This window comes from Pseudomonas sp. Sample_10 (assembly GCF_004321495.1).
Taxonomy (GTDB): Bacteria; Pseudomonadota; Gammaproteobacteria; order Pseudomonadales; family Pseudomonadaceae; genus Aquipseudomonas.
Genome location: NZ_RCOE01000205.1, coordinates 35,471 through 57,877, shown reverse-complemented (window position 1 = coordinate 57,877; position 22,407 = coordinate 35,471). Strand labels below are relative to the sequence as shown.

Annotated in this window: 22 protein-coding genes; 10 read left to right on the top strand and 12 right to left on the bottom strand. The window is 60.5% G+C overall.

Annotated features, from left to right (window positions below; genetic code table 11):
- Positions 1–86 precede the first annotated feature (86 nt).
- From D8U18_RS19955 to D8U18_RS19945, 3 genes are all read right to left on the bottom strand, one after another.
- Positions 87–959 carry a phasin family protein gene (locus D8U18_RS19955; protein ID WP_056852249.1) on the bottom strand — a complete coding sequence of 291 codons (873 nt, stop codon included), beginning with the start codon at positions 957–959 and terminating at the stop codon, positions 87–89.
- Positions 960–969: 10 nt separating this feature from the next.
- Positions 970–1,392: a phasin family protein gene (locus tag D8U18_RS19950; protein ID WP_130903895.1), complete on the bottom strand. Its 423-nt coding sequence runs from the start codon at positions 1,390–1,392 to the stop codon at positions 970–972.
- A 242-nt stretch (positions 1,393–1,634) separates the two neighbouring features.
- Entirely contained in the window at positions 1,635–1,910 is a 276-nt protein-coding gene (locus D8U18_RS19945) for a polyhydroxyalkanoic acid system family protein (RefSeq protein WP_056852247.1), read from the bottom strand.
- Positions 1,911–2,064: 154 nt separating this feature from the next.
- On the opposite strand from D8U18_RS19945, the gene ubiE reads away from it, so the two are divergent.
- The 10 genes from ubiE to D8U18_RS19895 all read left to right on the top strand — a co-directional run bounded on the left by ubiE (position 2,065) and on the right by D8U18_RS19895 (position 10,204).
- Positions 2,065–2,835, top strand: a complete 771-nt coding sequence (gene ubiE / locus D8U18_RS19940; protein WP_007989286.1) for a bifunctional demethylmenaquinone methyltransferase/2-methoxy-6-polyprenyl-1,4-benzoquinol methylase UbiE — start codon at positions 2,065–2,067, stop codon at positions 2,833–2,835.
- Entirely contained in the window at positions 2,835–3,458 is a 624-nt protein-coding gene (locus D8U18_RS19935; protein WP_130906987.1) for an SCP2 domain-containing protein, read from the top strand. The genes ubiE and D8U18_RS19935 overlap by 1 nt, the downstream gene beginning before the upstream one ends.
- The gene (gene ubiB, locus D8U18_RS19930) at positions 3,455–5,059 is read left to right on the top strand and encodes a ubiquinone biosynthesis regulatory protein kinase UbiB (RefSeq protein WP_056852245.1); all 1,605 of its coding nucleotides are present in this window, start codon (positions 3,455–3,457) and stop codon (positions 5,057–5,059) included. The genes D8U18_RS19935 and ubiB overlap by 4 nt, the downstream gene beginning before the upstream one ends.
- 81 nt (positions 5,060–5,140) lie before the next feature.
- Positions 5,141–5,548 carry a phosphoribosyl-AMP cyclohydrolase gene (gene hisI, locus D8U18_RS19925; protein ID WP_056852244.1) on the top strand — a complete coding sequence of 136 codons (408 nt, stop codon included), beginning with the start codon at positions 5,141–5,143 and terminating at the stop codon, positions 5,546–5,548.
- Positions 5,541–5,873 carry a phosphoribosyl-ATP diphosphatase gene (locus D8U18_RS19920; RefSeq protein ID WP_046816939.1) on the top strand — a complete coding sequence of 111 codons (333 nt, stop codon included), beginning with the start codon at positions 5,541–5,543 and terminating at the stop codon, positions 5,871–5,873. Before hisI ends, D8U18_RS19920 begins: the two co-directional genes overlap by 8 nt.
- Positions 5,874–5,898: 25 nt before the next feature.
- Positions 5,899–6,171 (top strand): twin-arginine translocase TatA/TatE family subunit, encoded by a 273-nt coding sequence (locus D8U18_RS19915; protein ID WP_056852243.1) that lies wholly within the window; start codon positions 5,899–5,901, stop codon positions 6,169–6,171.
- A 10-nt stretch (positions 6,172–6,181) separates the two neighbouring features.
- Positions 6,182–6,622 carry a Sec-independent protein translocase protein TatB gene (gene tatB, locus D8U18_RS19910; RefSeq protein WP_082557515.1) on the top strand — a complete coding sequence of 147 codons (441 nt, stop codon included), beginning with the start codon at positions 6,182–6,184 and terminating at the stop codon, positions 6,620–6,622.
- Complete coding sequence (tatC, locus tag D8U18_RS19905; protein WP_056852241.1) at positions 6,619–7,413, top strand: twin-arginine translocase subunit TatC; 795 nt, start codon at positions 6,619–6,621, stop codon at positions 7,411–7,413. The genes tatB and tatC overlap by 4 nt, the downstream gene beginning before the upstream one ends.
- Entirely contained in the window at positions 7,410–8,117 is a 708-nt protein-coding gene (locus tag D8U18_RS19900; protein WP_056852240.1) for a 16S rRNA (uracil(1498)-N(3))-methyltransferase, read from the top strand. Before tatC ends, D8U18_RS19900 begins: the two co-directional genes overlap by 4 nt.
- Before the next feature lie 170 nt (positions 8,118–8,287).
- Entirely contained in the window at positions 8,288–10,204 is a 1,917-nt protein-coding gene (locus D8U18_RS19895; RefSeq protein WP_130930806.1) for a methyl-accepting chemotaxis protein, read from the top strand.
- A gap of 175 nt (positions 10,205–10,379) precedes the next feature.
- On the opposite strand, the gene mdoH is transcribed toward D8U18_RS19895, so the two are convergent.
- The 9 genes from mdoH to hutH all read right to left on the bottom strand — a co-directional run bounded on the left by mdoH (position 10,380) and on the right by hutH (position 22,346).
- The gene (mdoH, locus tag D8U18_RS19890) at positions 10,380–12,950 is read right to left on the bottom strand and encodes a glucans biosynthesis glucosyltransferase MdoH (protein ID WP_056852238.1); all 2,571 of its coding nucleotides are present in this window, start codon (positions 12,948–12,950) and stop codon (positions 10,380–10,382) included.
- Entirely contained in the window at positions 12,943–14,757 is a 1,815-nt protein-coding gene (locus D8U18_RS19885; protein WP_130903891.1) for a glucan biosynthesis protein G, read from the bottom strand. Before D8U18_RS19885 ends, mdoH begins: the two co-directional genes overlap by 8 nt.
- Before the next feature lie 321 nt (positions 14,758–15,078).
- Positions 15,079–15,516, bottom strand: a complete 438-nt coding sequence (gene dtd / locus D8U18_RS19880) for a D-aminoacyl-tRNA deacylase (RefSeq protein ID WP_131108219.1) — start codon at positions 15,514–15,516, stop codon at positions 15,079–15,081.
- The gene (gene pip, locus D8U18_RS19875; protein ID WP_056852235.1) at positions 15,513–16,484 is read right to left on the bottom strand and encodes a prolyl aminopeptidase; all 972 of its coding nucleotides are present in this window, start codon (positions 16,482–16,484) and stop codon (positions 15,513–15,515) included. Before pip ends, dtd begins: the two co-directional genes overlap by 4 nt.
- Before the next feature lie 104 nt (positions 16,485–16,588).
- Entirely contained in the window at positions 16,589–17,506 is a 918-nt protein-coding gene (locus D8U18_RS19870) for an alpha/beta hydrolase (protein WP_130903890.1), read from the bottom strand.
- On the bottom strand, positions 17,506–18,453 hold the full coding sequence (locus D8U18_RS19865) for a choline ABC transporter substrate-binding protein (protein WP_130903889.1): 948 nt from the start codon (positions 18,451–18,453) through the stop codon (positions 17,506–17,508). The genes D8U18_RS19870 and D8U18_RS19865 overlap by 1 nt, the downstream gene beginning before the upstream one ends.
- A gap of 206 nt (positions 18,454–18,659) precedes the next feature.
- Positions 18,660–19,460, bottom strand: coding sequence for an N-formylglutamate deformylase (gene hutG / locus D8U18_RS19860; protein ID WP_056852232.1), 801 nt, complete (start codon positions 19,458–19,460; stop codon positions 18,660–18,662).
- 10 nt (positions 19,461–19,470) lie between these two features.
- Entirely contained in the window at positions 19,471–20,676 is a 1,206-nt protein-coding gene (gene hutI, locus D8U18_RS19855) for an imidazolonepropionase (RefSeq protein WP_130903887.1), read from the bottom strand.
- A gap of 131 nt (positions 20,677–20,807) precedes the next feature.
- Positions 20,808–22,346: a histidine ammonia-lyase gene (gene hutH / locus D8U18_RS19850; protein WP_130903886.1), complete on the bottom strand. Its 1,539-nt coding sequence runs from the start codon at positions 22,344–22,346 to the stop codon at positions 20,808–20,810.
- Between the last annotated feature and the right edge of the window lie 61 nt (positions 22,347–22,407).

The following is a 22,407-nucleotide window of genomic DNA, read 5'->3' as shown; positions in this document are numbered from 1 at the left end:
ATGCAGCCGGTGACGCTCTGCGTCACTGCCGCAGTGGACGCGGAGCGTCCGTTGAGGCATTCCCACGCAGAGCGTGGGAACGATCATCAGGACTGACTGGTTGGCGTCGATGGAGCCGGCGCGACAGTCGGGGTGACAGCAGGCGTTGGCGCGGTCGCGGAGTTCGATGCGCTGACTGGAGCTGCGGTCGGGGTTGCCGGCTTGGCCGCTGCCACAGCTGGCTTGGCAGCGGCTTTAGGAGCTGCCGGCTTCTTCACCGCTGGCTTCTTCGCAGCAGCAGGTTTTGCCGCTGGTTTGGCTGCAGGTTTAGCGGCGGCGGTTTTAGCGGCTGGCTTTGCTGCCGGTTTGGCTGCTGGCTTGGCAGCCGCTTTAGCGGCGACCGGTTTGGCCGCTGCCTTGGCTGCTGCAGGTTTCGCTGCGGCAGTTTTTGCCGCTGGCTTGGCGGCAGGTTTGGCTGCGGCTTTTGCCAGTGGTTTAGCCGCGGTCTTTGCGGCCGGTTTGGCAGCAGGTTTTGCCGCTGCAGTCTTCGCCGCAACAGGCGCGACCTTGGCACCGGTCAGTTTTTCGATTTGCTTGGTCAGGGTATCGACCTTGCTGTGCAATGCTTTTACTTCATTGCGGCTCGGTACGCCCAGACGCGAAATGGCGCTGTTCAGACGCTTGTCGAAAGCGCCTTCGAGCTCATCCCACTTGCCCAGTGCGCGGTCTTTCACGCCGCTGATGCGCGATTTGGCCGAAGAAGCGGAGTCCTTGGCGGCGTCGACTTTTTTGCCCACGGCGCTCTTGGTGAGCTTCTCGGCTTTCTCACCGTCCTTAACCAATGCATCGAAGAGTTTGCTGCCGTCAGTGTCGATCTTCGAGTACACGCCCAAACCAGCCAGCCAGATTTTACGGGAGTAGTCTTCGACTTTCCCGATCCACGAGCTGCCTTCTTTTTCGGTGTTCTTTTTAACAGCCATCCCGTTCTCCTTAAGATTTACGCGCGACACGTTCGAGCAATGCCGTCAGCTCATCGAGCTTAGCAGAGAGTGTCTCAACGTCATGTTTAGACGGAATGCCGATACGATTCAAGGCACTTGCGACACGCGTGTCGAACGCCTTCTCGACCCTGTCGAGTTGAACTTCGACCTTGCCCTTGAAAGTGCTCACTTCACTCTTGGCTTCGTCGATCTCGGCATTCGCTGCTTCAAGTTTCTCGGCAACTACTTTTTTGCCTTTCTTTTCAACAGATTGGCCAGCTTTTACCAACTCTTGAAAGTATTCGCTGCCCTCTTGCCCAACCTTGGCGTAGGCACCCAGGCCTGCCAGCCAGACCTTGCGGGCATAGGATTTGACGTCGCCCAGAGTACTGGTCGATGCGTCGATTTTTTTCTTCAAAATTGCTTTGGCCATGGTCCACCTCACGCGCAGAAGGTTTGAGGAACTGCCCGCGAAATTGTCGGGCTCTGGCACAAAGTAGGGAGAAAAATTAGAAACGGCACCCTAACAACTGACATAAAAGCTCGGGTGCAGCGCAAAAAAGTGTAGGAGTGAGCCTGCTCGCGAAAGCGGACTTTCAGTCAAATTGCCAGTGACTGACAGACCGCTATCGCGAGCAGGCTCACTCCTACAGGGAATCGAATTTCAGACAAAAATCAGACCAGCGCTTTATCCAGCGCCTTCTCGATTTCCGCTTTGATCATGCCGCTCATGGCCGACATCATCAGGCCGAGCTCTACATCGACCTTGATCGAATCCTCGGTGACATGCACCGCGCCCTTCACACCCGAACGCTTGAGGTTGAGGGTATCTCCGGACCACTGCGGCTCCAGGCCATATTGCTCGGAGAGTTTCTGCGCCAGCTTGTCGGCCTTCTCGCGCGCCGCTTCTTTGCCCAGGCCATGGGCACGTTCAACACTAATACGGGCCATCGAATGACTCCTGCTTATGAATGCTTTCCCGGAGCATCTTGACCTCTGCTGCGTCAAAACGTCCCGATGGTTGCCCATCTTACCTTCAGCCTTGCCAAGACAAAGCATCCCTTGGGGATTAGAATGTCGCGCATTCTCTTTTGGTGACAGCGATATGACTGATCAGCGCAAAGGCAGCGATGCCGAACCCACCACTCACTTCGGCTTCAAAAACGTTCCGGAAAGCCAGAAAGCGGAAAAAGTCGCTGAGGTTTTTCACTCGGTAGCCGCCAAATACGACCTGATGAACGACCTCCTGTCGGGCGGCATGCACCGTCTGTGGAAGCGTTTCGCGATCGAACTGTCGGGCGTTCGCACCGGTAACCGCGTGCTCGATATCGCCGGCGGCACCGGTGACCTTACCCGGAAATTCTCGCACCTCGTCGGCCCGACCGGCCAGGTGGTGCTGGCCGACATCAACGAGTCCATGCTCAAGGTCGGTCGTGACCGCTTGCTGGACCTGGGTGTGGCGGGCAACGTCGAATTCGTCCAGGCCGATGCGGAAAAACTGCCGTTCCCGGACAATCATTTCGACTGCGTGACCATCGCCTTCGGCCTGCGCAACGTGACGCACAAGGAAGACGCCCTGCGCTCCATGCTGCGTGTACTCAAGCCGGGCGGCCGTCTGCTGGTCCTCGAGTTCTCGAAGCCGACCAACGCGCTGATGTCCAAGGCCTACGACGCCTACTCGTTCGCCTTCATGCCACTGATGGGCAAGCTGATCACCAATGACTCGGAAAGCTATCGCTACCTGGCCGAATCGATCCGCATGCACCCGAACCAGGAAACCCTGAAGTCGATGATGGTCGAGGCCGGTTTCGACCGTGTGACCTATCACAACATGACCGCAGGCATCGTTGCCCTGCATCGCGGCATCAAGCCCTGATGCTGCTCGCCGGCCTGCTCGCCAGCGTTGAACTCGGTCTGAACCGGGTGCTTCGTCTCGACAGCACGGCGCTGCCGCGGCTCGCGCATTTGAGCGGCAAAGTGATTGCCGTCGATTGCCGCAGCCCGGCACTGCAATTGTTCATCCTGCCCAGCGACGAAGGCCTGATGCTGGCCTCCCAGTGGGAAACCGGCGCCGACTGCACCTTGCGCGCACCGGCTTCCAGCCTGTTGAAACTGGCGATGAGCAAGGACAAGACCTCCGTTCTGCATGGCCCTGAAGTCGAACTCGACGGTGACAGCGGTGCGCTGCTGGAACTGGCGGCGATCCTTCAGGACCTGGAGCTGGACTGGGAGTATGAACTCTCACGCTGGCTAGGCCCGGTCGCCACGCAGCTGGTCGGTGGTCATTTGCGCAGTCGCGCGCGCTGGTATCAGCAAGGATTTACCAGCCTGGGCCAGAACCTGGGCGAATACCTGGCCGAAGAGTCGCGCACCCTCGTTGGCCAGCGCGAAGCCGAAGCGCGATTCAGTGAACTGGACCAGATCAAGCTCGATCTGGAACGTCTCGAGGCGCGTTTCGAGCGCCTTTCCCGATCCCTCGACCCAAGCGATAACGCATGAAGCTGCTTGCCGTCCGCCGTTTGTTGCGCATCCAGCGCGTCGTGATTCGCTACCGCCTCGATGACCTGCTGTTCGCCCTGCCGCTGCCCTGGTTCCTGCGGGTATTGCGTTATGCCTTGCCGTGGCGCTGGTTCCCGCGCAGGACCCTGGACCTGAGTCGCGGCGCGCGACTGCGTCTGGCACTGCAGGACCTGGGGCCGATCTTCATCAAGTTCGGTCAGATCCTGTCTACCCGCCGCGACTTGCTGCCAGAAGACATCGCTGATGAACTGATGAAGTTGCAGGACCGCGTGCCGCCATTCGACTCGCAGGTCTCGGTCAAGCTGATCGAAGAACAGCTCGGCAAGAAAATCAGCGAGGTGTTCAGCCGTTTCGACGTCGAACCACTGGCCTCGGCCTCGGTGGCGCAGGTGCATGCCGCGCAGCTGAAAACCGGCGAAGAAGTGGTGGTCAAGGTGATCCGCCCGGGCCTCAAGCCGGTGATCGCCCAGGACCTGGCGTGGCTGTTCATCCTCGCCCGCGCCGCCGAAAAACTCTCGGCCGATGCACGCCTGTTGCACCCGGTGGACGTGGTCAGCGACTACGAAAAAACCATCTATGACGAACTCGACCTCCTGCGCGAGGCGGCCAACGCCAGCCAGCTGAAGCGCAATTTCGAAGGTTCGCCGCTGCTGTATGTGCCGCAAGTCTACTGGGACTGGTGCCGTCCGAAAGTGCTGGTGATGGAGCGTATCTACGGCATTCAGGTGACCGATCTGGCGACCCTGGCCGACCAGCGCACCGACATGAAAATGCTCGCCGAACGCGGTGTGGAGATCTTTTTCACCCAAGTGTTCCGCGACAGTTTCTTCCACGCCGATATGCACCCCGGCAATATTTTCGTCAGCACCGTGAGCCCGTGGAGCCCGCAATACATCGCGATCGACTGCGGCATCGTCGGCAGCCTGACCCCGGAAGACCAGGATTACCTGGCACGCAACCTGTTCGCCTTCTTCAAGCGTGATTACCGGCGCGTGGCGCAGTTGCACATCGATTCGGGCTGGGTGCCGGCGGAAACCAAGCTCAACGAATTCGAAGCGGCGATCCGCACCGTTTGCGAGCCGATTTTCGAAAAACCGTTAAAAGATATTTCATTTGGCCAGGTGCTGATGCGCCTGTTCCAGACCGCGCGCCGCTTCAACATGGAAGTGCAGCCGCAACTCGTTCTGCTGCAGAAAACCCTGCTCAATATCGAAGGCCTGGGACGTCAGTTGTACCCGGATCTCGATTTGTGGAACACCGCGCAGCCATTTCTCGAACGCTGGATGCGCGAAAGGGTCAGCCCCAAAGCCTTGATTGGCAATGTGCAGAGCCAGTTCGAACAGCTCCCGCACCTGGCCAACATGGCCCGCGATCTGCTCGAACGCATGTCCCAACCCCACGCCTACGACCCGCCGCCACCGTGGCACCGTCGTCGCGATGACTGGTTCTTGCGCCTGCTCGGCACGGCGCATCTGGCGGGTGGCGCGATCCTCGCCGCTGGTGGCCCGCTGAATGAACTGGCCTATTGGCCCGCCGGGATCATGATGGCGGTCGGCTTGTATCTGGTCGTTCGCCGATAGCCAGTTGCGTGAACGACTGGCACACTGTTTCAACGCTTGGGTTCGACTAATGAAGTGTTGAACCCGCTGTCGGAGTCGAAGATGAAAAACTGGCTGGACGAGATCAAGTGGGACGCTGACGGCCTGGTGCCCGCGATTGCCCAGGATCACAAGACCGGGCGCGTCCTGATGATGGCCTGGATGAACCGCGAAGCGCTGGAACTGACCGCTGCCGAAAACCGCGCGATTTACTGGTCACGTTCCCGTGGCAAGCTGTGGCGCAAGGGCGAAGAGTCCGGCCATGTGCAAACCCTGCATGAGATGCGCCTGGACTGCGACGCCGACGTGATCATCCTGATGGTCGAGCAAATCGGTGACATCGCTTGCCATACCGGCCGCCAGAGCTGCTTCTACCGCGTCTACAAAAACGGCGACTGGACAACGGTCGACCCGGTTCTGAAAGATCCGCACGCCATCTATTCCGCTTTTGCAGGACACAAACATGAGTGACACTCTGACCCGCCTGGCTCAAGTGCTGGAGGAGCGCAAAGGCGCCGCCGCCGACAGTTCCTATGTCGCCAGCCTGTACCACAAGGGCTTGAACAAGATTCTGGAAAAAGTCGGCGAAGAGTCGGTCGAAACCATCATTGCCGCCAAGGACGCCGCCGTCAGTGGTGACTGCAGCGATGTGATCTACGAAACCGCCGATCTGTGGTTCCACAGCATGGTCATGCTCGCCCAACTGGGGCAGCATCCACAGGCTGTACTCGATGAACTGGACCGTCGTTTCGGTCTGTCCGGACACGCCGAGAAAGCCTCGCGTCCGTCCGCCTGAACAACTATTAGAGAGGAGCAGCAACATGGGCATTTTTGACTGGAAACACTGGGTCGTCATCCTGGTTGTTGTCGTACTGGTGTTTGGCACCAAGAAACTGAAAAACCTCGGCACCGATGTCGGCGAATCGATCAAGGGCTTTCGTAAAGCCATGAACGATGACGAAAAACCGGCCGACCCGACGGCCACTCCAGCCCAACCGGTTCCGCCGGTTCAGCCTCAGGCCTCTGTCAATCAGCCGCACACCATTGACGTGCAGGCGCAGAAAGTCGAAGAGCCGATTCGCAAAGACGTGTGAGCACTGACTAATGTTTGGTATCAGCTTCTCTGAACTGCTGCTCGTCGGCCTCGTTGCCCTGCTGGTGCTGGGTCCCGAGCGCTTGCCGGGCGCAGCGCGCACCGCCGGCCTGTGGGTCGGGCGACTGAAGCGCAGCTTCAACGCGATCAAACAGGAAGTTGAACGTGAAATCGGTGCCGACGAGATTCGTCGGCAACTGCACAACGAGCACATCCTGTCGCTTGAACAGGAGGCGCGGAAAATCTTCACGCCGACCCAGCAGGAGCCTGCGCCGGTCGAGCACGTGGGAGGGCAGACGATTCAAGCACCTGCCCCTGCGACAGCACCGGCAGTTGCAGCTGTCGAGTCCGCTCCCCCTGTAGCAGCCACTCCGGTTGAACCCGTTACACCTGCGGCTGCGCCCGTTGCGCCGGCCCCTCATGACCCAACACTGCCGCCGCGAGCCCCATGAGCGATCTCCCAGAAAACGACCAGCACATGCCGCTGGTTTCGCACCTCACCGAGTTGCGTACCCGTCTGCTGCGCTGTGTAGCGGCGATCTTCATCATTTTTGCCGGGCTGTTCGCCTTCACCCAGCAGATCTACACCTTCGTTTCGACGCCGCTGCGTGCTTATCTGCCGGCCGGCGCGACGATGATCGCCACCGATGTGTCGTCGCCATTCCTGACGCCGTTGAAGCTGACGATGATGGTCTCGCTGTTCCTGGCGATCCCTGTGATCCTGCATCAGATCTGGGGCTTCATCGCACCCGGCCTGTACAAGCATGAAAAACGCATCGCCGTGCCCTTGCTGGTCTCCAGCATCTTTCTGTTCTATGCCGGCATGGCGTTCGCCTACTTCCTGGTGTTCCCGCTGATCTTCAAGTTCTTCGCCGCCGCCACGCCGGCCGGTGTGGAAATGATGACCGACATCACCAGCTACCTCGATTTCGTCATGACGCTGTTCTTCGCCTTCGGCGTGGCGTTCGAAATTCCGGTGGCTGTGGTGTTGCTGGTGTGGATTGGCGTGGTCGACGTCAAATACCTGAAGAAAATCCGTCCGTACGTGATCATCGGCTGCTTCGTGGTCGGCATGATCCTGACCCCGCCGGATATCTTCTCGCAGACCCTGCTGGCCGTACCGATGTGGATGCTGTTCGAAGTCGGCATCCTGTTCAGCAGCCTGATCAGCAAGCGTGGCGAGCATCCGGACGATCAACCGGCTGACGATCACAACGACCAGCCGCCAGCGACCCAAGCGTGAACCTGCTGTTACTGGAAGAGGCCGATTTCATTGCGGCCGACCGGGTGATCCTGCGTGATCGCCGGTTGACCCACATGCAGGAAGTCCATCGCTGCGAAGTCGGCGACAGCCTGCGTGTCGGGCGCATCGGCGGGCTGATGGGCTCGGCCGAAGTGCTGCGCCTGGATACTGCCGAAGCCGAATTGCGCGTTACCCTCGATCAACCACCGCCGACCAAGCTGCCGTTGACCCTGGTGCTGGCCCTGCCACGCCCCAAAATGCTGCGCAGAGTGTTTCAGACTGTTGCAGCCATGGGTGTGCCACGCATCGTGCTGGTGAACAGCTACCGCGTCGAGAAGAGCTTCTGGCAGACGCCATTCCTGGAGCCTGAAGCCATTCGCGAGCAACTGATCCTCGGCCTGGAACAAGCGCGGGACACTGTGCTGCCGGAAGTTGTCATCGAAAAACGCTTCAAACCCTTCGTCGAGGATCGCCTGCCTGCCATCACCGAAGGCACCCTCGGCCTAGTGGGGCATCCGGGCAACTACCCGCCCTGCCCGCGTGCCTTGAGCGAACCGGTAACCCTGGCCATCGGCCCTGAAGGTGGCTGGATTCCCTACGAAATCGACCTGCTGGGCAAATCCGGCCTGCAACCGGTGCAACTGGGCGAGCGCATCCTGCGCGTCGAAACCGCCGTGACGGCCTTGCTCGCACGACTCTTCTAACCGACTCTGAGAAATCTGTAGGCGCGAGCCTGCTAGCGATGGCGGTGTACCAGCCAACATTGAAGTGGCTGACACTCCGCCGTCCGCTTATCGGGCAGCGCCTACAGAACCCCACGCCACTGCCGATATACCTCCCATAAAACCAATGTGTGGTCCGAGGGAGTTACAGCATGTACCAATGGCTGGCCGATAAGCTGGGAAATGTAGGTGTAAACCGCAAGTTGGGCGTCGGCTTCGGTCTGGTGCTGCTGCTGACATTGCTGATCACGTTTACCGGCTGGACCGGTCTCGGTGAAGTGACGAGTCGCGGCGACAAGCTCGGTTTCATTTCCGAGATCAACGGCCTGACCAAGGACCTGCGCATCGCCCGCCTCGACTACGAAATGCGCCGCGGCGAACAAGGTCCTGGTGCGGTCAATGACCTGCTGGGCAAGCTCGAAACCGGCCTGCAAGCGGCTCGCCAGATGATCGAACAACCCGCCGACATCGCCATGATCGACCAGCAACTGGCCGCTGTCAGCCTGTACAAACAAGGCTTCACCGCCCTGACCCAGGCCGGCGCCAACCGTGAAGATGCCCGCAGCAAACTCGGCGCTACCGCCGACAACGCCGTTGCCAAAGTCGCTGAGGTTGAAAAATCCATGCTGCAAGGTGACAGCGTGGCGGCATTCAACAGCGTGATCGAGCTGAGCAAACTGATCCAGCAGGCGCGCTTCCAGGTTCGCGGCTACACCTACAGCGGCAAGAGCGAAGCCGAGCAGCCGGCCCTCGATGCGATCGACAATGCCCTGAAATACCTCGAAAGCCTGCCCGCCAAACTGCCTGAAGAACACCTCGCCAACCTGCAACTAGCCACCGACTCGCTCAAGGCTTACCGCGCCGCGGTGAGTCAATACCGTGACTCCCAGGTCGCCAGCGTCGACGCCCTGAAACGCATGGCGGCCCAAGGCGAAATCCTGCTCCAGGTGAGCAACAAACTGACGGTTTCGCAAACCTTGGTACGCGATACCGATGTAGCGCATGCCAAAAACATGCTGTTGGTGGCCACCGCCCTGGCACTGGTCTTCGGTCTGTTCGCTGCCTGGGCCATCACCCGGCAGATCGTGATTCCGCTCAACCAGACCCTCAAAGTGGCCGAACGCATTGCTTCCGGCGATCTGACCCACAACCTCGAATCCAAACGCCAGGACGAACTGGGGCAGCTGCAACGTGCGATCCAGAGCATGACCCAGGGCCTGCGCGAGCTGATCGGCGGCATCAGTGATGGCGTCACGCAGATTGCCAGCGCCGCCGAAGAGTTGTCGGCTGTAACCGAGCAAACCAGCGCCGGGGTCAACAGTCAGAAGGTCGAGACCGACCAGGTGGCCACGGCCATGAACGAAATGACCGCCACGGTGCAGGAAGTTGCACGCAACGCCGAGGAAGCCTCCGAGGCCGCGGTCGCCGCCGACCAGCAGGCCCGCGAAGGTGACAAAGTGGTGGGCGAAGCCATTGCCCAGATCGAGCGCCTGGCCAAGGAAGTGGGAAACTCCACCGAAGCCATGGGCGAGCTCAAGCGCGAGAGCGACAAGATCGGCAGTGTGCTCGACGTGATCAAGTCCGTGGCACAACAAACCAACCTGCTGGCGCTCAACGCTGCCATCGAAGCCGCCCGTGCCGGTGAAGCCGGACGCGGCTTTGCCGTGGTCGCCGACGAAGTGCGCAGCCTGGCCCAGCGCACCCAGAAATCCACCGAAGAAATCGAAGAGCTGATCGTCGGCCTGCAAAACGGCACCCAGCAAGTGGCGACCATCATGGACAACAGCCGAAGCCTGACCGACAGCAGCGTCGAACTGACGCGCCGCGCCGGTGGCTCACTGGAAAGCATCACCCGCACGGTTTCGGCAATCCAGGCGATGAACCAACAGATTGCCGCCGCCGCTGAACAACAGAGCGCCGTGGCTGAGGAGATCAACCGTAGCGTGCTGAACGTGCGGGATGTCTCGGACCAGACCTCGGCCGCCAGTGAAGAGACCGCGGCCTCCAGTGTTGAGCTGGCGCGGTTGGGAACGCATCTGCAAATGCTGGTGGGACGGTTCAAGGTTTGAGGTGATCCGATCTACTTGATCGTTACTTGATCGTTCCCACGCTCTGCGTGGGAATGCATCCTCTGTCGCTCTGCGTCACGCCCGAGAAAGGACGCGGAGCGTCCTGGGCGGCGTTCCCACGCGGAGCGTGGGAACGATCAGGCCATAAAAAAACCCGCTTTCGCGGGTTTTTTCATTACGCCATCTGAGGCTGTACGCTCAACGGTTTGAGCGGCAACAACGGGGCATGAGGGTCGGCCTTGACCGACTTGCGCCACGCGCCCAGCCACTCCGGATGGCCTTCGTTCCAGACCTGCTCATGCAAGCGGGCCAGAGCCACCGGATCGCTCAACAGCTGCACACGCTCGTTGTTGGTCAGGCCTTGCGGCCCAACTTTCATCGCGTGCCGCACGCGCTCGATCCGTAGCCATTCAATCGGCTCGGCCTCACGGTGACGCGAGGTCGCCAGCGAGCACGCCAAGGCGTTCTGCTGCGGATCGACCACCGAACGGACGAAGCCGTCGTTCAGCGCATGCCAACGGTTTTCGTGGGTGTACTGGTCAGTAGCCAGCAATGCCTGCGGCGGATTGTATTCCTCAGGGATCAGGAACAGGCTCTCGTCGCGGGATTTCAGGCCCAGGCCGACACGGCTGGAAATCACCGAGACCGGGATCGACAGCATCAGCGAACCGACGATCGGCACCAGCCACCACAGGAAGCTCGGGTTCAGCCAGATCACCAGCAAGGCCCAGAAGAAGCCCAGCAAGGTTTGCGGGCCGTGGCGCTTGACTGCTTCGCTCCAGGGCGTGGAGTCGTCGTCACGTTGTGGCGAATTCCAGGTGGCAGCCCAGCCGAGGAACGCGGCAAGCACGAATCGGGTGTGGAAAATCATCCGCACCGGTGCCAACAGCACGGAGAACAGCATCTCCAGCAGCATCGACAATGTCACCTTGAACTTGCCGCCGAACTCTTTCGCGCCCTTGGCCCAGATCAGGATGATGCTCAACAGCTTCGGCAGGAACAGCAGCACGATGGTGGTCGAGAACAGCGCGATGGCCTTGTCCGGGTGCCATTGTGGCCACAGCGGATAAAGCTGGCGCGGTTCAAGGAAGTACTGCGGCTCCATCAACGTGTTGACTGCCAGCAGCGCCGTCGACAACACCAGGAAGAAGAACCACAGCGGCGCCGACAGGTAAGACATCACACCGGTCAGGAACACGGCACGGTGCACCGGGTGCATGCCCTTGACCAGGAACAGCCGGAAGTTCATCAGGTTGCCGTGGCACCAGCGACGGTCACGCTTGAGTTCATCCAGCAGGTTCGGCGGCAGCTCTTCATAGCTGCCCGGCAAGTCGTAGGCAATCCACACGCCCCAACCGGCACGGCGCATCAGCGCGGCTTCAACGAAGTCGTGGGACAGGATCGCACCCGCGAACGCGCCTTTACCGGGCAGCGGCGCCAGGGCGCAGTGCTCGATGAACGGCTTCATGCGAATGATCGCGTTGTGGCCCCAATAGTGCGATTCACCCAGTTGCCAGAAGTGCAGACCGGCGGTGAACAGCGGACCGTACACCCGGGTCGCGAACTGCTGCATGCGTGCATACAGCGTGTCCATGCCCGACGCACGCGGCGCGGTCTGGATGATCCCGGCGTCCGGCGTGGCTTCCATCAGACGCACCAGACTGGTCAGGCACTCACCGCTCATCACCGAGTCGGCGTCGAGTACGACCATGTACTTGTAGTCACCGCCCCAGCGACGGCAGAAGTCGTCGAGGTTACCGCTCTTGCGTTTTACCCGACGGCGGCGGCGGCGATAGAAGATCTTGCCGAAGCCCTTGGCTTCCCGGCAGACGTCCAGCCAAGCCTGTTGCTCGGCCACGCAGATGTCGGCGTCGTTACTGTCGCTGAGCACGAAGAAGTCGAAGCGATCCAGATCACCCGTGGCCGCGACCGATTCGAACGTTGCGCGCAGACCGGCGAATACCCGCGGCACGTCTTCGTTGCAGATCGGCATCACCAGAGCGGTGCGTGCGTCCTTTGGAATCGCCTCGTTGCCGGCGCTTTTACCGGAAATGCGGTACTTGTCGTGGCCGGTGAGCAACTCGAGGAAGCCCATCAGCGCGGTCCAGAAACCTGCCGAAACCCAACAGAACAGGATCCCGAACAGAATCAGGATGCTGGTCTGCAATGCATACGGCAGCACTTGGGTAGCGGTTTGCAGCAGCGGCTGATGCAGGACTTCTTCGAGGTCGACGAACGACCAGCCCTGATACGGCATGATGCCTTTCATGTACCAGCCGGCCACGATGGTCTGGCCGAGCATCAACACCAAAAGAATGTAGCGACGGATCGAACCCACGGTACGCCAGCGTGCTGCGGGCAGGACGCGTTCGTCCTTCGGCGGCTTCGGCGGGTTGGTACGACCGGTCATCCGGCGCCAGCCTCGTACCAGGATGTTGGTACGCCAAGGCTCGGGCACGACCTTGGTCCGGCGAATCGGCGGAGTGGCCTTGAGGCAAACCCGACCGCTGGCGTCGAGCGCCAGCATTTCGGCGTCCTGCAACTCTTCGGCGGTGCTCAGGGTCAGGCGCTTGCCCACCGAAGCCTGGGCGGCCTCGGTGGGGGCGTCGAACGTGGAGGACGACAGGCGTTCGTGCAACTCGCTGAAGGACTTGCAGCCCGCGAGCTCCGCGCGCTGCTGGTCGGTCATCGGCAGATGCGCCAGATACTCCGAAAGAGTTTCTGGCTGTACTAGAGAATTACTCATCGGCAGGCAACTGATAGCTCCAGGTCTCGGTCAGGACTTCTTCAGTCGGTGCCGATTCCGGTGTGGCTGGGGCCGCGTCAGCAGCGACAGGCTGCTTGGCGTCTGTATTGGCCTTGTCCTTGGCATCTGCAACCGGTTTGGCTTCGGCATGCTTGGCCTCGGCTTGCTTGGCTTCCTTGTCCATCTTCTCTTGTTGCTTGGCGGCGACTTTGTCGGCCTTGGCAACGGACGAGTTCGACGCTGGAACCGCCGACTTGGCCAGGTCAGCCGTCACAATTGGCTGCACCAGCGCAGCGCGCATTTCGGTGGACTTGCTCGGGTCCTTGATCTTCATGCGCAAGGTCAGGCGCCAGCCCTTGGTTTCAGGGTTGTAACGGACGCTGTTTTCCACGACCTCGGCGTTGTCACCCACGCTGACCTGGCTGCGAACGTCGGCATCGGCCGGCAATGCCGCCAGCGATGGACCTTCGAAATCCACCAGGTACGCCACGCTACCGTCCGGCTGACGAATCAGGTTGGACTGTTTCACGTCACCGGTGGAGCGCAAGGTTTGCTTGACCCAGGCGCTGTCCGGCGCGTGAATCGAAGCCTCATCCATGGTCCAGTGCATACGATAAGCGACATCAAGCGGCTGGCCGGGTTCCGGCATCTTTTCCGGGCTCCAGAACGCCACGATATTGTCGTTGGTTTCGTCAGCGGTCGGAATCTCTACCAGATCGACGGAGCCTTTGCCCCAGTCGCCTTTCGGTTCGATCCAGGCACTTGGGCGCTTGTCGTAGCGGTCGTCGAGGTCTTCGTAGTGGCTGAAGTCGCGGCCACGTTGCAGCAGACCGAAGCCGCGCGGGTTCTCTACGGAGAAGTTGCTCACGGCCAGGTGTTTAGGGTTGTTCAGAGGGCGCCAGATCCACTCGCCGTTACCGGCATGGATCGACAGACCGCTGGAGTCGTGCAGTTCACGACGATAATTCAGGACTTTCGATGGCTGGTTGGCGCCGAACAGGTACATGCTGGTCAGCGGCGCAACGCCAAGCTTGGTCACTTTGTCACGCAGGAACATCTGCGCCTTGACGTCGACAATGGTGTCGCTGCCCGGACGCAGGGTCAGGCGATAGGCGCCGGTAGCGCGAGGCGAATCGAGCAACGCGAAGATCACCAGATGCTTGTCGCCCGGCTTGGGCTGTTGAATCCAGAACTCGCGAAAGCGCGGGAACTCTTCGCCCGATGGCAACGCGGTATCGATCGCCATGCCGCGCGCGGACAAGCCATAGACGTGACCCTTGCCGACAACGCGGAAATAACTCGCGCCGAGCATGGTCATGATTTCGTCTTGCTTGTCGGCCTTGTTGATCGGGTACAGCACACGGAAACCGGCATAACCGAGTTGCTCAGTGGCTTTGGGATCAAACTTGAGGTCGCCGAAATCGAACCGGGTTGGATCGTATTTGATCTCTTCGACGGTGTTCGCTGTGATTTCGTTGATTTTCACCGGCGTGTCGAAATGCATGCCCTGGTGATAGAACGACAGCTTGAACGGGGTTTTCTGGTCCGCCCACTCGGCCTTTTCAGTCAGGAACCGAATTTTCTGATAGTCCGCGAATTTCATTTCGCGGAATTCGTTTGGCAGGTTACTGCGCGGCGCTTCGTACTTCTGTCCGGCCAGCTCTTTTGCCTTGACCGATACATCATCCAGATTGAATGCCCAAAGCTGACCGGCGCTGAACAGGCAGAGCAGTGCCGAGCCCGCTACCAGAGCGCTACGTAACCGTTTGGCAGACAATTTTGGTGCGTTACAGGGACTAACAATCACGAGCAACCCTCGCCGAAAACAGATCAAAAAACCAACGGCCAGTTAAAGGGTCTGTACGGTATCCGGTACATGAAAACCGGTCCTGCAGACCACTCTTGCCAAGTTGGCGAGCATTGTTCCGACTCCGCTGGGGCAAAATGATTCCCCAATCGGATCCAGACAAGTCTCTACCTAAGTCAAAATGGACCAACGAACGCTGATCCCCGTAGCGCGCGATTATCTAGCAGGCCGCGTTACAACGCATCAGGGGTAACAAAGTATTTATTGGGAAAAACACCTGTTTTCAGCCGAAATGCGCTTAAAAAGATGTTTCAAGCGCTTTCAGGTCTGTAACAGGAAGGTGACCGGGCCATCATTGACCAGATGCACCTGCATATCCGCGCCGAATCTACCTGATGCCACAGTGCCATGCACCTGTTTCGCTTTGCCCAATAGATAGTCGAAAAGCTCCTCGCCCAGGGCCGGAGGGGCGGCGGTCGAGAAACTCGGGCGCAACCCGCTCTTCGTATCGGCGGCCAGGGTGAACTGCGAGACCAGCAGCAACCCGCCGCCCACGTCCGCCAGGGACAGATTCATCTTGCCCTCGGCGTCGCTGAACACCCGATAGTTAAGCAGCTTATTGAGAAGTTTGTCGGCGCTGGCTTGCGTGTCGTCGGGCTCGATGGCCACCAGCACCAGCAAACCCTGATCGATTGCACCGACCACTTCCCCCGCTACCTCGACTCGCGCGCCTCGCACGCGTTGCAGCAAGCCCTTCATGCTTCGTCAGGGGTCAGATCGAGCAGGCGTCGTGCCATCTGATCAGCGGCACGCACCAAAGCGTCGGTGATGCCCGGTTCGGAAGCGGCGTGCCCGGCGTCGCGGATGACTTGCAGCTCACTGTTCGGCCAGGCCTGGTGCAGCTCCCAGGCGTTGTCCAACGGACAGATCACGTCATAACGGCCATGGACGATCACGCCGGGCAAGTGGGCAATCTTGCCCATGTCGCGAATCAGTTGATCCGGTTCAAGGAACGCGTTGTTGGTGAAGTAGTGGCATTCGATCCGGGCAATGGACAGCGCGCGCTGAGGCTCGGAGAAACGGTCGACCACCAGCGGGTTCGGCCGCAGGGTGGCGGTCCGGCCTTCCCAGAGTGACCAGGCCTTGGCCGCATGCATCTGGGCAATCTGATCATTGCCGGTCAGGCGCTTGTGGAAAGCACTGAGCAGGTCGTCGCGCTCGTCCAGCGGAATCGGCGCCAGGTAGTCCTGCCAGTAGTCCGGGAACAGACGGCTGGCACCGGCCTGATAGAACCACTCGATTTCCTGCGGACGGCAGAGAAAGATCCCACGCAGGATCAGACCGTGCACCCGCTCTGGATGGGTTTGCGCGTAGGCCAGCGCCAGGGTCGAGCCCCAGGAGCCACCGAACAGCACCCATTTGTCGATACCCAGGTGTTTGCGGATGCGCTCGAGGTCGGCGACCAGATCCCAGGTGGTGTTGTTTTCCAGGCTCGCGTGGGGTGTGGAGCGACCGCAACCGCGTTGATCGAAAGTGACAATGCGATACAGGTTCGGATCGAAATAGCGGCGGCTCTGGGCATCACACCCGGCCCCGGGGCCGCCGTGAATGAACACTACCGGCAAACCTTCCGGCGAACCGCTCTCGTCGACATACAGCGTGTGAGTCGCGTCGACGGCCAGATCGTGCCGGGCGTGGGGTTTGATCTGTGGGTACAAAGTCTGCATTGCGCGCTCCGTAAGGGGTCGAGGTCATCCCTGGGGGGACTTCTATTATTCTGCCGTTGGGCATCATAAACCCGATTTACGTCAATGAGCATGCCCTTGCAGGGTCAGAGTTTGTCCGCGAGATAACGGAGCAGCGTTTCGTACAACGCATCCACCTCTACAGCCTGCCCCCGCGCCCGTAAACAACCATGAACCAGGCCCTCGCCGTAATACAGCGTCGCGCTCACGCCGGCGCTGTTCAGTCGCTCGGCGTAAAGCACACCGTCATCGCGCAGCGGATCGAACTGCGCCACCGCAATCAATGCCGGCGGCAGGCCGCTGAAATTGCCGGCCAGTAGCGGCATCGCACAGGCACCCGGCTTCGCTGTGCCACCCAGGTACAACGCGTGGTAGCAATCGACATCGCTGCTGCTCAGCAACGGAGCATCGACGCATTCACTGCGAGACGCCAATTGCTGATCGCCACCCAGCCCCGGATAGATCAACACCTGCGCCGCCGGCAAGGGTTCACCCGCATCGCGCAATGCCAGGCACAGGGCGGCCGCGAGATTGCCGCCGGCGCTGTCGCCAGCCACCAGCGTGCGAGCGCGATCCAGTTGAAACGGCCCAGTGCGCAGTGCGCGCCAGACTTTCAGGCAATCGTCGAAGGCCGCGGGAAACGGATGCTCCGGCGCCAGACGGTAATCGACAGCGATCACCAACACGTTAAGCGTCGAGGCCAGTTCGGCACAGATGAAGTCGTGGGAATCCAGGTCCCCCACCACCCAGCCGCCGCCATGCAGGTAGACGATGCACGGCATGCCAGCAGCAGAAGGTGAAACCGGCGGCTGATACGAACGAACGGCAACCCCCGCCAATTCGAAATCGACCACGTACAACCCTGCCGGACGCGGCGGCGTGAATGCCCGACACATCTCGCTGTAGGCCTGACGCAATCCGCTCAGGCTGCTTTCGGTGCTGTTGAAACTCAGGGTTTTGTCGACGAACGCCGAAAGCTGTTCTGATAAAGGATAGGTCGTCATCAGTTTTTCAGGCTGGCCTGAACCGTGGCTACGCCGTCCTTGCCATCGAAACTGTTGACACCGGCCAGCCAGCGCTCAAGATCTTCCGGGTGCTCGCGCAGCCATTTTCTGGCGACGTCTTGGGGCGTCTGGCGCTCCATGATCGGCACCATCAACTGGCTTTCCTGGGCGGCGGTGAAGGTCAGGTTTTCCAGCAGGCGATTGACGTTCGGGCAACGCTGGGCGTAATCGGGAGCGGTCACGGTCGAAACGGTCGCGGCGCCTTCGTTCGGGCCGTAGACGTCTTCGCTGCCGGTCAGGTAGGTGATGTTCATGTTGATGTTCATCGGGTGCGGAGTCCAGCCGACGAAGACCACGAACTCCTTGCGATTCACCGCACGCTGAACGGCGGCGAGCATACCGGCCTCACCGGATTCGATCAGCTTGAAGTCCTTGAGACCAAAGTGATTGGTTTCGATCATGGTCTTGATCGTGGTGTTGGCGCCGCTGCCCGGTTCGATGCCGTAGATCTTGCCACCAAGCTGATCCTTGAACCTGGCAATGTCGGCGAAGGTTTTCAGGCCCGCTGCGGCAACGTAGTCAGGAACGGCGAGCGTGGCCTGGGCATCGGCCAGGCTTGGTTTGTCCATGACCTTGACTTGATTGGCGGCCAGGAACGGCGCGATGTTTTTATCCATCGCCGGTTTCCAGTAACCGAGGAAGATGTCCAGGCGCTTGTCGCGAATCCCGGCGAAAATGATTTGCTGCACGGCGCTGGTCTGCTTGCTTTCGTAACCAAGACCATTGAGCAACACGTCGGCCATGCCGCTGGTGGCGATCACGTCCGTCCAGTTGACCACGCCCATGCGCACGGTTTTGCAGGAGGCGTCGTCCGCCGCCATGGCGCCGGCACTCAACAGCGCGGTACCGCAGAAGATTGAGAGACAGCGGGTAAACAGTCTTTTCATCAGGATGATCTCGTGCGGCAGCGGATTATTGTCGGGCCGGTGTCTTTGTGCACCGTGGTCGAAACATTACGCAGCAGACGAGCGCTAAAAGCGAACTGTGGCGACCGAGATTTGCACGGAGGCGACTGTCTCGATCAATCGTTCCCACGCTTTGCGTGGTAATACGGCCAGGGAGGGATTCCCACGCGGAGCGTGGGAACGATCAGTCACCGGTAGTGTTGCTCGCCCCATGCGAGCAAGCCTTGCAGCAGTTCCTTCAACACCACCCGCGTCGGCTCTGCCAGATCCGCTCGATAGCGGAACGGCTCGAATTCTTCCATGTACGTGCACTGGCCCAACTCCAGTTGCACGGCATGGATGTTTTCGGCTGGATTACCGTAGTGTCGGGTGATGTGACCGCCCTTGAAGCGACCGTTAAGCACATGGCTGTAGTCGCCGTGGCGCGCGCAGATGGCTTCCAGCTGACCGGCCAATTGCGGGTCACAACTGGCGCCGTTGAAAGTGCCGAGGTTGAAGTCCGGCAACTTGCCGTCGAACAGGTGCGGGATGATCGAGCGGATCGAATGTGCATCGAACAGCAGCGCGTAACCGAACTCGGCTTTGAGGCGCGCCAGCTCGTTTTGCAAGGTGCTGTGATATGGCGTCCAGATCTGCTGCAGATACGTCGCACGCTCCTCTTTCGAAGGTTCCATACCCTCACGGAACAATGGAATGCCATCGAACAGCGTCGCCGGATACAGGCCGGTGGTAGCGCCGACGTATAAAGGTTTGTCGTCGGACGGCCGGTTGAGGTCGATGACGAAACGCGAATACTCGGCGGCCAGGGTGCTGGCACCCAGCTCGGCGGCGAAATCGTAAAGCTGCGGGATGTGCCAGTCGGTGTCCGGCAGGCTTTTCGCGTCGGGTATCAGCCCGGCTTCGACTGCAGGCGTCAGGCGAACACCGGCGTGGGGCATGCTGATCAGCAGCGGTACGCGGCCTTGTTTGAAGTTCAGAACCTTATCCACAACTGCTCTCCTACAGACTCGTTTCGACGCCGTGACGCACGACGCGTTTTTCCAGGTCGCCGCCCAGCCAGTAACACAGGTCGGCCGGACGATCGATTTGCCAGGCGACAAAATCCGCGACCTTGCCGGCCTCCAGTGAGCCGTGGGTGTCGGCCATGCCCAAGGCAGTGGCGGCATGAAGGGTCGCGCCGGCCAGGGCCTCTTCCGGGGTCATGCGGAAACAGGTACACGCCATGTTCAGCATCAGGCGTAGCGACAGTCCCGGCGATGTGCCCGGATTGAGGTCGCTGGCGATGGCGATTTTTACCCCGTGTTTGCGCAGGGCATCCATCGGCGGCAATTGGGTTTCGCGCAGGAAGTAAAAGGCTCCGGGCAGCAGCACGGCGACCGTGCCGGCCTCGGCCATGGCGATGGCGTCGTCTTCGGTCATGAATTCCAGGTGATCGGCGGACAATGCGTGGTAACGCGCGGCCAGACTCGAACCGTGCAACGACGACAATTGCTCGGCGTGCAGTTTCACTGGTAAACCCAATTCCCGGGCAGTGATGAAAACACGCTCGACCTGCGCCGGCGAAAACGCCAGGTATTCACAGAACGCGTCCACCGCGTCCACCAACCCTTCGGCGGCCAGGGCCGGGAGCATTTCTGCGCAGATGTGCTCGATGTAGTCGTCAGCACGATCCTTGTATTCCGGTGGCAAGGCGTGCGCCGCCAGGCAGGTGCTGCGCACGCTGACCGGCAGTTCGGCACCGAGACGACGGGCCACGCGCAACATCTTGCGTTCGTTGGCCAGGTCCAGGCCGTAGCCGGATTTGATTTCAATGCTGGTGACACCATCACGCATCAGGCTTTTCAGACGCTTGGCGGCACTGGCGAACAGTTCATCTTCGCTGGCAGCACGGGTGGCGCGCACGGTGCTGGCGATTCCACCCCCGGCTGCGGCGATTTCCGCGTAGCTGACGCCTTGCAGCCGCTGCTCGAATTCACCGCTGCGGTTGCCGCCGAACACTGTATGCGTGTGGCAGTCAATCAGGCCCGGCGTGACCCAGGCCCCTTTCAAATCGTTGACCGCCGGGTATTCGCCCGCCGGGAGTTCGGCGCGAGGGCCGATCCACTCGATGAGTGCACCGGACGTCACGATGGCGGCGTCCTCGATGATCGAGTAAACGCCCTGCGCCATGGTTGCGACGTGGCAGTGTTGCCAGAGGGTTTTCATCCCGAGTTCCTCGTCTTTGATCGTTCCCATGCTCCGCGTGGGAATGCCTCAAGGGACGCTCTGCGTCCAGTGACGCGGAGCGTCACGGGCTGCATTCCCACGCAGAGCGTGGGAACGATCGGTGGGTGGGGTTAGAGGCTAGGCAGCAATTTCGCCGACACCAATTCGCTCAGGCAACGCGAAGCCAACAACTCGGTCGCCGCATTGATATCCGGTGCAAAGAACCGGTCCTTCTCATAAAACGGCACTTCCTTGCGCAGAATCGCCCGAGCCTGTTCCAGCTTCGGCGAGGTCTTCAGACCATTGCGCAGGTCCAGACCCTGAACCGCTGCCAGCCATTCCACTGCGAGAATCCCGCGAGTGTTCTCGGCCATTTCCCACAGGCGCTTGCCGGCTGCCGGAGCCATGGACACGTGGTCTTCCTGGTTGGCGGAGGTCGGCAGGCTGTCCACCGAATGCGGATGGGACAGCGCCTTGTTCTCGCTGGCCAGTGCCGCGGCGGTCACCTGGGCGATCATGAAACCGGAGTTCACACCACCGTTGGCCACCAGGAACGGCGGCAGTTGCGACATGTGCTTGTCCATCATCAGGGAGATGCGGCGCTCGCTCAGGGAGCCGATTTCCGCAATGGCCAAGGCCATGTTGTCCGCGGCCATCGCCACCGGCTCGGCGTGGAAGTTGCCACCGGAAATCACGTCGCCTTCAGCAGCGAATACCAGCGGGTTGTCCGACACAGCGTTGGCTTCGACAGCCAGCACTTCGGCCGCCTGACGGAATTGGGTCAGGCAGGCGCCCATGACCTGTGGCTGGCAACGCAAGGAGTAAGGGTCTTGAACCTTCTCGCAGTTTTCATGGGAGTCGGAGACTTCGCTGCGCTCACCCAGCAGGTCGCGATACGCGGCGGCGGCGTCGATCTGGCCTTTCTGGCCACGGGCCGCGTGGATGCGTGCGTCGAACGGCGAGCGCGAGCCCAAAACCGCCTCAACGGTCAGGCCGCCCAGCGCCAGGGCACCGGCGAACAGGTCTTCACCCTCGAACAGGCCACGCAAGGCAAACGCAGTGGACACTTGGGTGCCATTGAGCAGTGCCAAACCTTCTTTCGCCGCCAGGGTCAGCGGGGTCAAGCCGGCGACTTTCAGCGCTTCGGTAGCTTCCATCCACTCGCCCTTGTAGCGCGCCTTGCCTTCGCCCAGCAGCACCAGCGACATGTGGGCCAATGGCGCCAGGTCACCGGATGCACCGACCGAACCTTTCAATGGAATGTGCGGGTAAACCTCGGCGTTGATCAGCGCGATCAGCGCGTCGATCACCACCCGGCGGATGCCGGAGAAACCACGGCTGAGGCTGTTGACCTTGAGCACCATGATCAGTCGGACCAGGTCGTCGCTGATCGGTTGGCCGACACCCGCGGCGTGCGATAACACCAGCGAACGCTGGAGGTTTTCCAGGTCTTCACTGGCGATGCGGGTCGAAGCCAGCAGGCCGAAACCGGTGTTGATGCCGTAGGCCGTGCGGTTTTCGGCGAGGATCTGCTCCACGCAGGCAACACTGGCTTCGATCTGCCTTGATGCGCTGTTGTCGAGGGTCAGTTTCACCGGTTGCTGATAGACATCACGCAGTTGAGCGAGCGTCAGTTGGCCAGGGATCAAATTAAGCGCAGTCACATTCATTCTCCTTTTGAGAGTTTTTATTAACTAACCAGACGCTCCGGAGATGTCCGTTGTCCGTCGC

What these genes read in the sequence shown, in the direction of transcription:
- D8U18_RS19955 (WP_056852249.1), bottom strand. Translation starts at nt 959, where the DNA reads ATGGCTGTTAAAAAGAACACCGAAAAAGAAGGCAGCTCGTGGATCGGG.
- D8U18_RS19950 (WP_130903895.1), bottom strand. Translation starts at nt 1,392, where the DNA reads ATGGCCAAAGCAATTTTGAAGAAAAAAATCGACGCATCGACCAGTACT.
- D8U18_RS19945 (WP_056852247.1), bottom strand. Translation starts at nt 1,910, where the DNA reads ATGGCCCGTATTAGTGTTGAACGTGCCCATGGCCTGGGCAAAGAAGCG.
- ubiE (WP_007989286.1), top strand. Translation starts at nt 2,065, where the DNA reads ATGACTGATCAGCGCAAAGGCAGCGATGCCGAACCCACCACTCACTTC.
- D8U18_RS19935 (WP_130906987.1), top strand. Translation starts at nt 2,835, where the DNA reads ATGCTGCTCGCCGGCCTGCTCGCCAGCGTTGAACTCGGTCTGAACCGG.
- ubiB (WP_056852245.1), top strand. Translation starts at nt 3,455, where the DNA reads ATGAAGCTGCTTGCCGTCCGCCGTTTGTTGCGCATCCAGCGCGTCGTG.
- hisI (WP_056852244.1), top strand. Translation starts at nt 5,141, where the DNA reads ATGAAAAACTGGCTGGACGAGATCAAGTGGGACGCTGACGGCCTGGTG.
- D8U18_RS19920 (WP_046816939.1), top strand. Translation starts at nt 5,541, where the DNA reads ATGAGTGACACTCTGACCCGCCTGGCTCAAGTGCTGGAGGAGCGCAAA.
- D8U18_RS19915 (WP_056852243.1), top strand. Translation starts at nt 5,899, where the DNA reads ATGGGCATTTTTGACTGGAAACACTGGGTCGTCATCCTGGTTGTTGTC.
- tatB (WP_082557515.1), top strand. Translation starts at nt 6,182, where the DNA reads ATGTTTGGTATCAGCTTCTCTGAACTGCTGCTCGTCGGCCTCGTTGCC.
- tatC (WP_056852241.1), top strand. Translation starts at nt 6,619, where the DNA reads ATGAGCGATCTCCCAGAAAACGACCAGCACATGCCGCTGGTTTCGCAC.
- D8U18_RS19895 (WP_130930806.1), top strand. Translation starts at nt 8,288, where the DNA reads ATGTACCAATGGCTGGCCGATAAGCTGGGAAATGTAGGTGTAAACCGC.
- mdoH (WP_056852238.1), bottom strand. Translation starts at nt 12,950, where the DNA reads ATGAGTAATTCTCTAGTACAGCCAGAAACTCTTTCGGAGTATCTGGCG.
- dtd (WP_131108219.1), bottom strand. Translation starts at nt 15,516, where the DNA reads ATGAAGGGCTTGCTGCAACGCGTGCGAGGCGCGCGAGTCGAGGTAGCG.
- pip (WP_056852235.1), bottom strand. Translation starts at nt 16,484, where the DNA reads ATGCAGACTTTGTACCCACAGATCAAACCCCACGCCCGGCACGATCTG.
- D8U18_RS19870 (WP_130903890.1), bottom strand. Translation starts at nt 17,506, where the DNA reads ATGACGACCTATCCTTTATCAGAACAGCTTTCGGCGTTCGTCGACAAA.
- D8U18_RS19865 (WP_130903889.1), bottom strand. Translation starts at nt 18,453, where the DNA reads ATGAAAAGACTGTTTACCCGCTGTCTCTCAATCTTCTGCGGTACCGCG.
- hutI (WP_130903887.1), bottom strand. Translation starts at nt 20,676, where the DNA reads ATGAAAACCCTCTGGCAACACTGCCACGTCGCAACCATGGCGCAGGGC.
- hutH (WP_130903886.1), bottom strand. Translation starts at nt 22,346, where the DNA reads ATGAATGTGACTGCGCTTAATTTGATCCCTGGCCAACTGACGCTCGCT.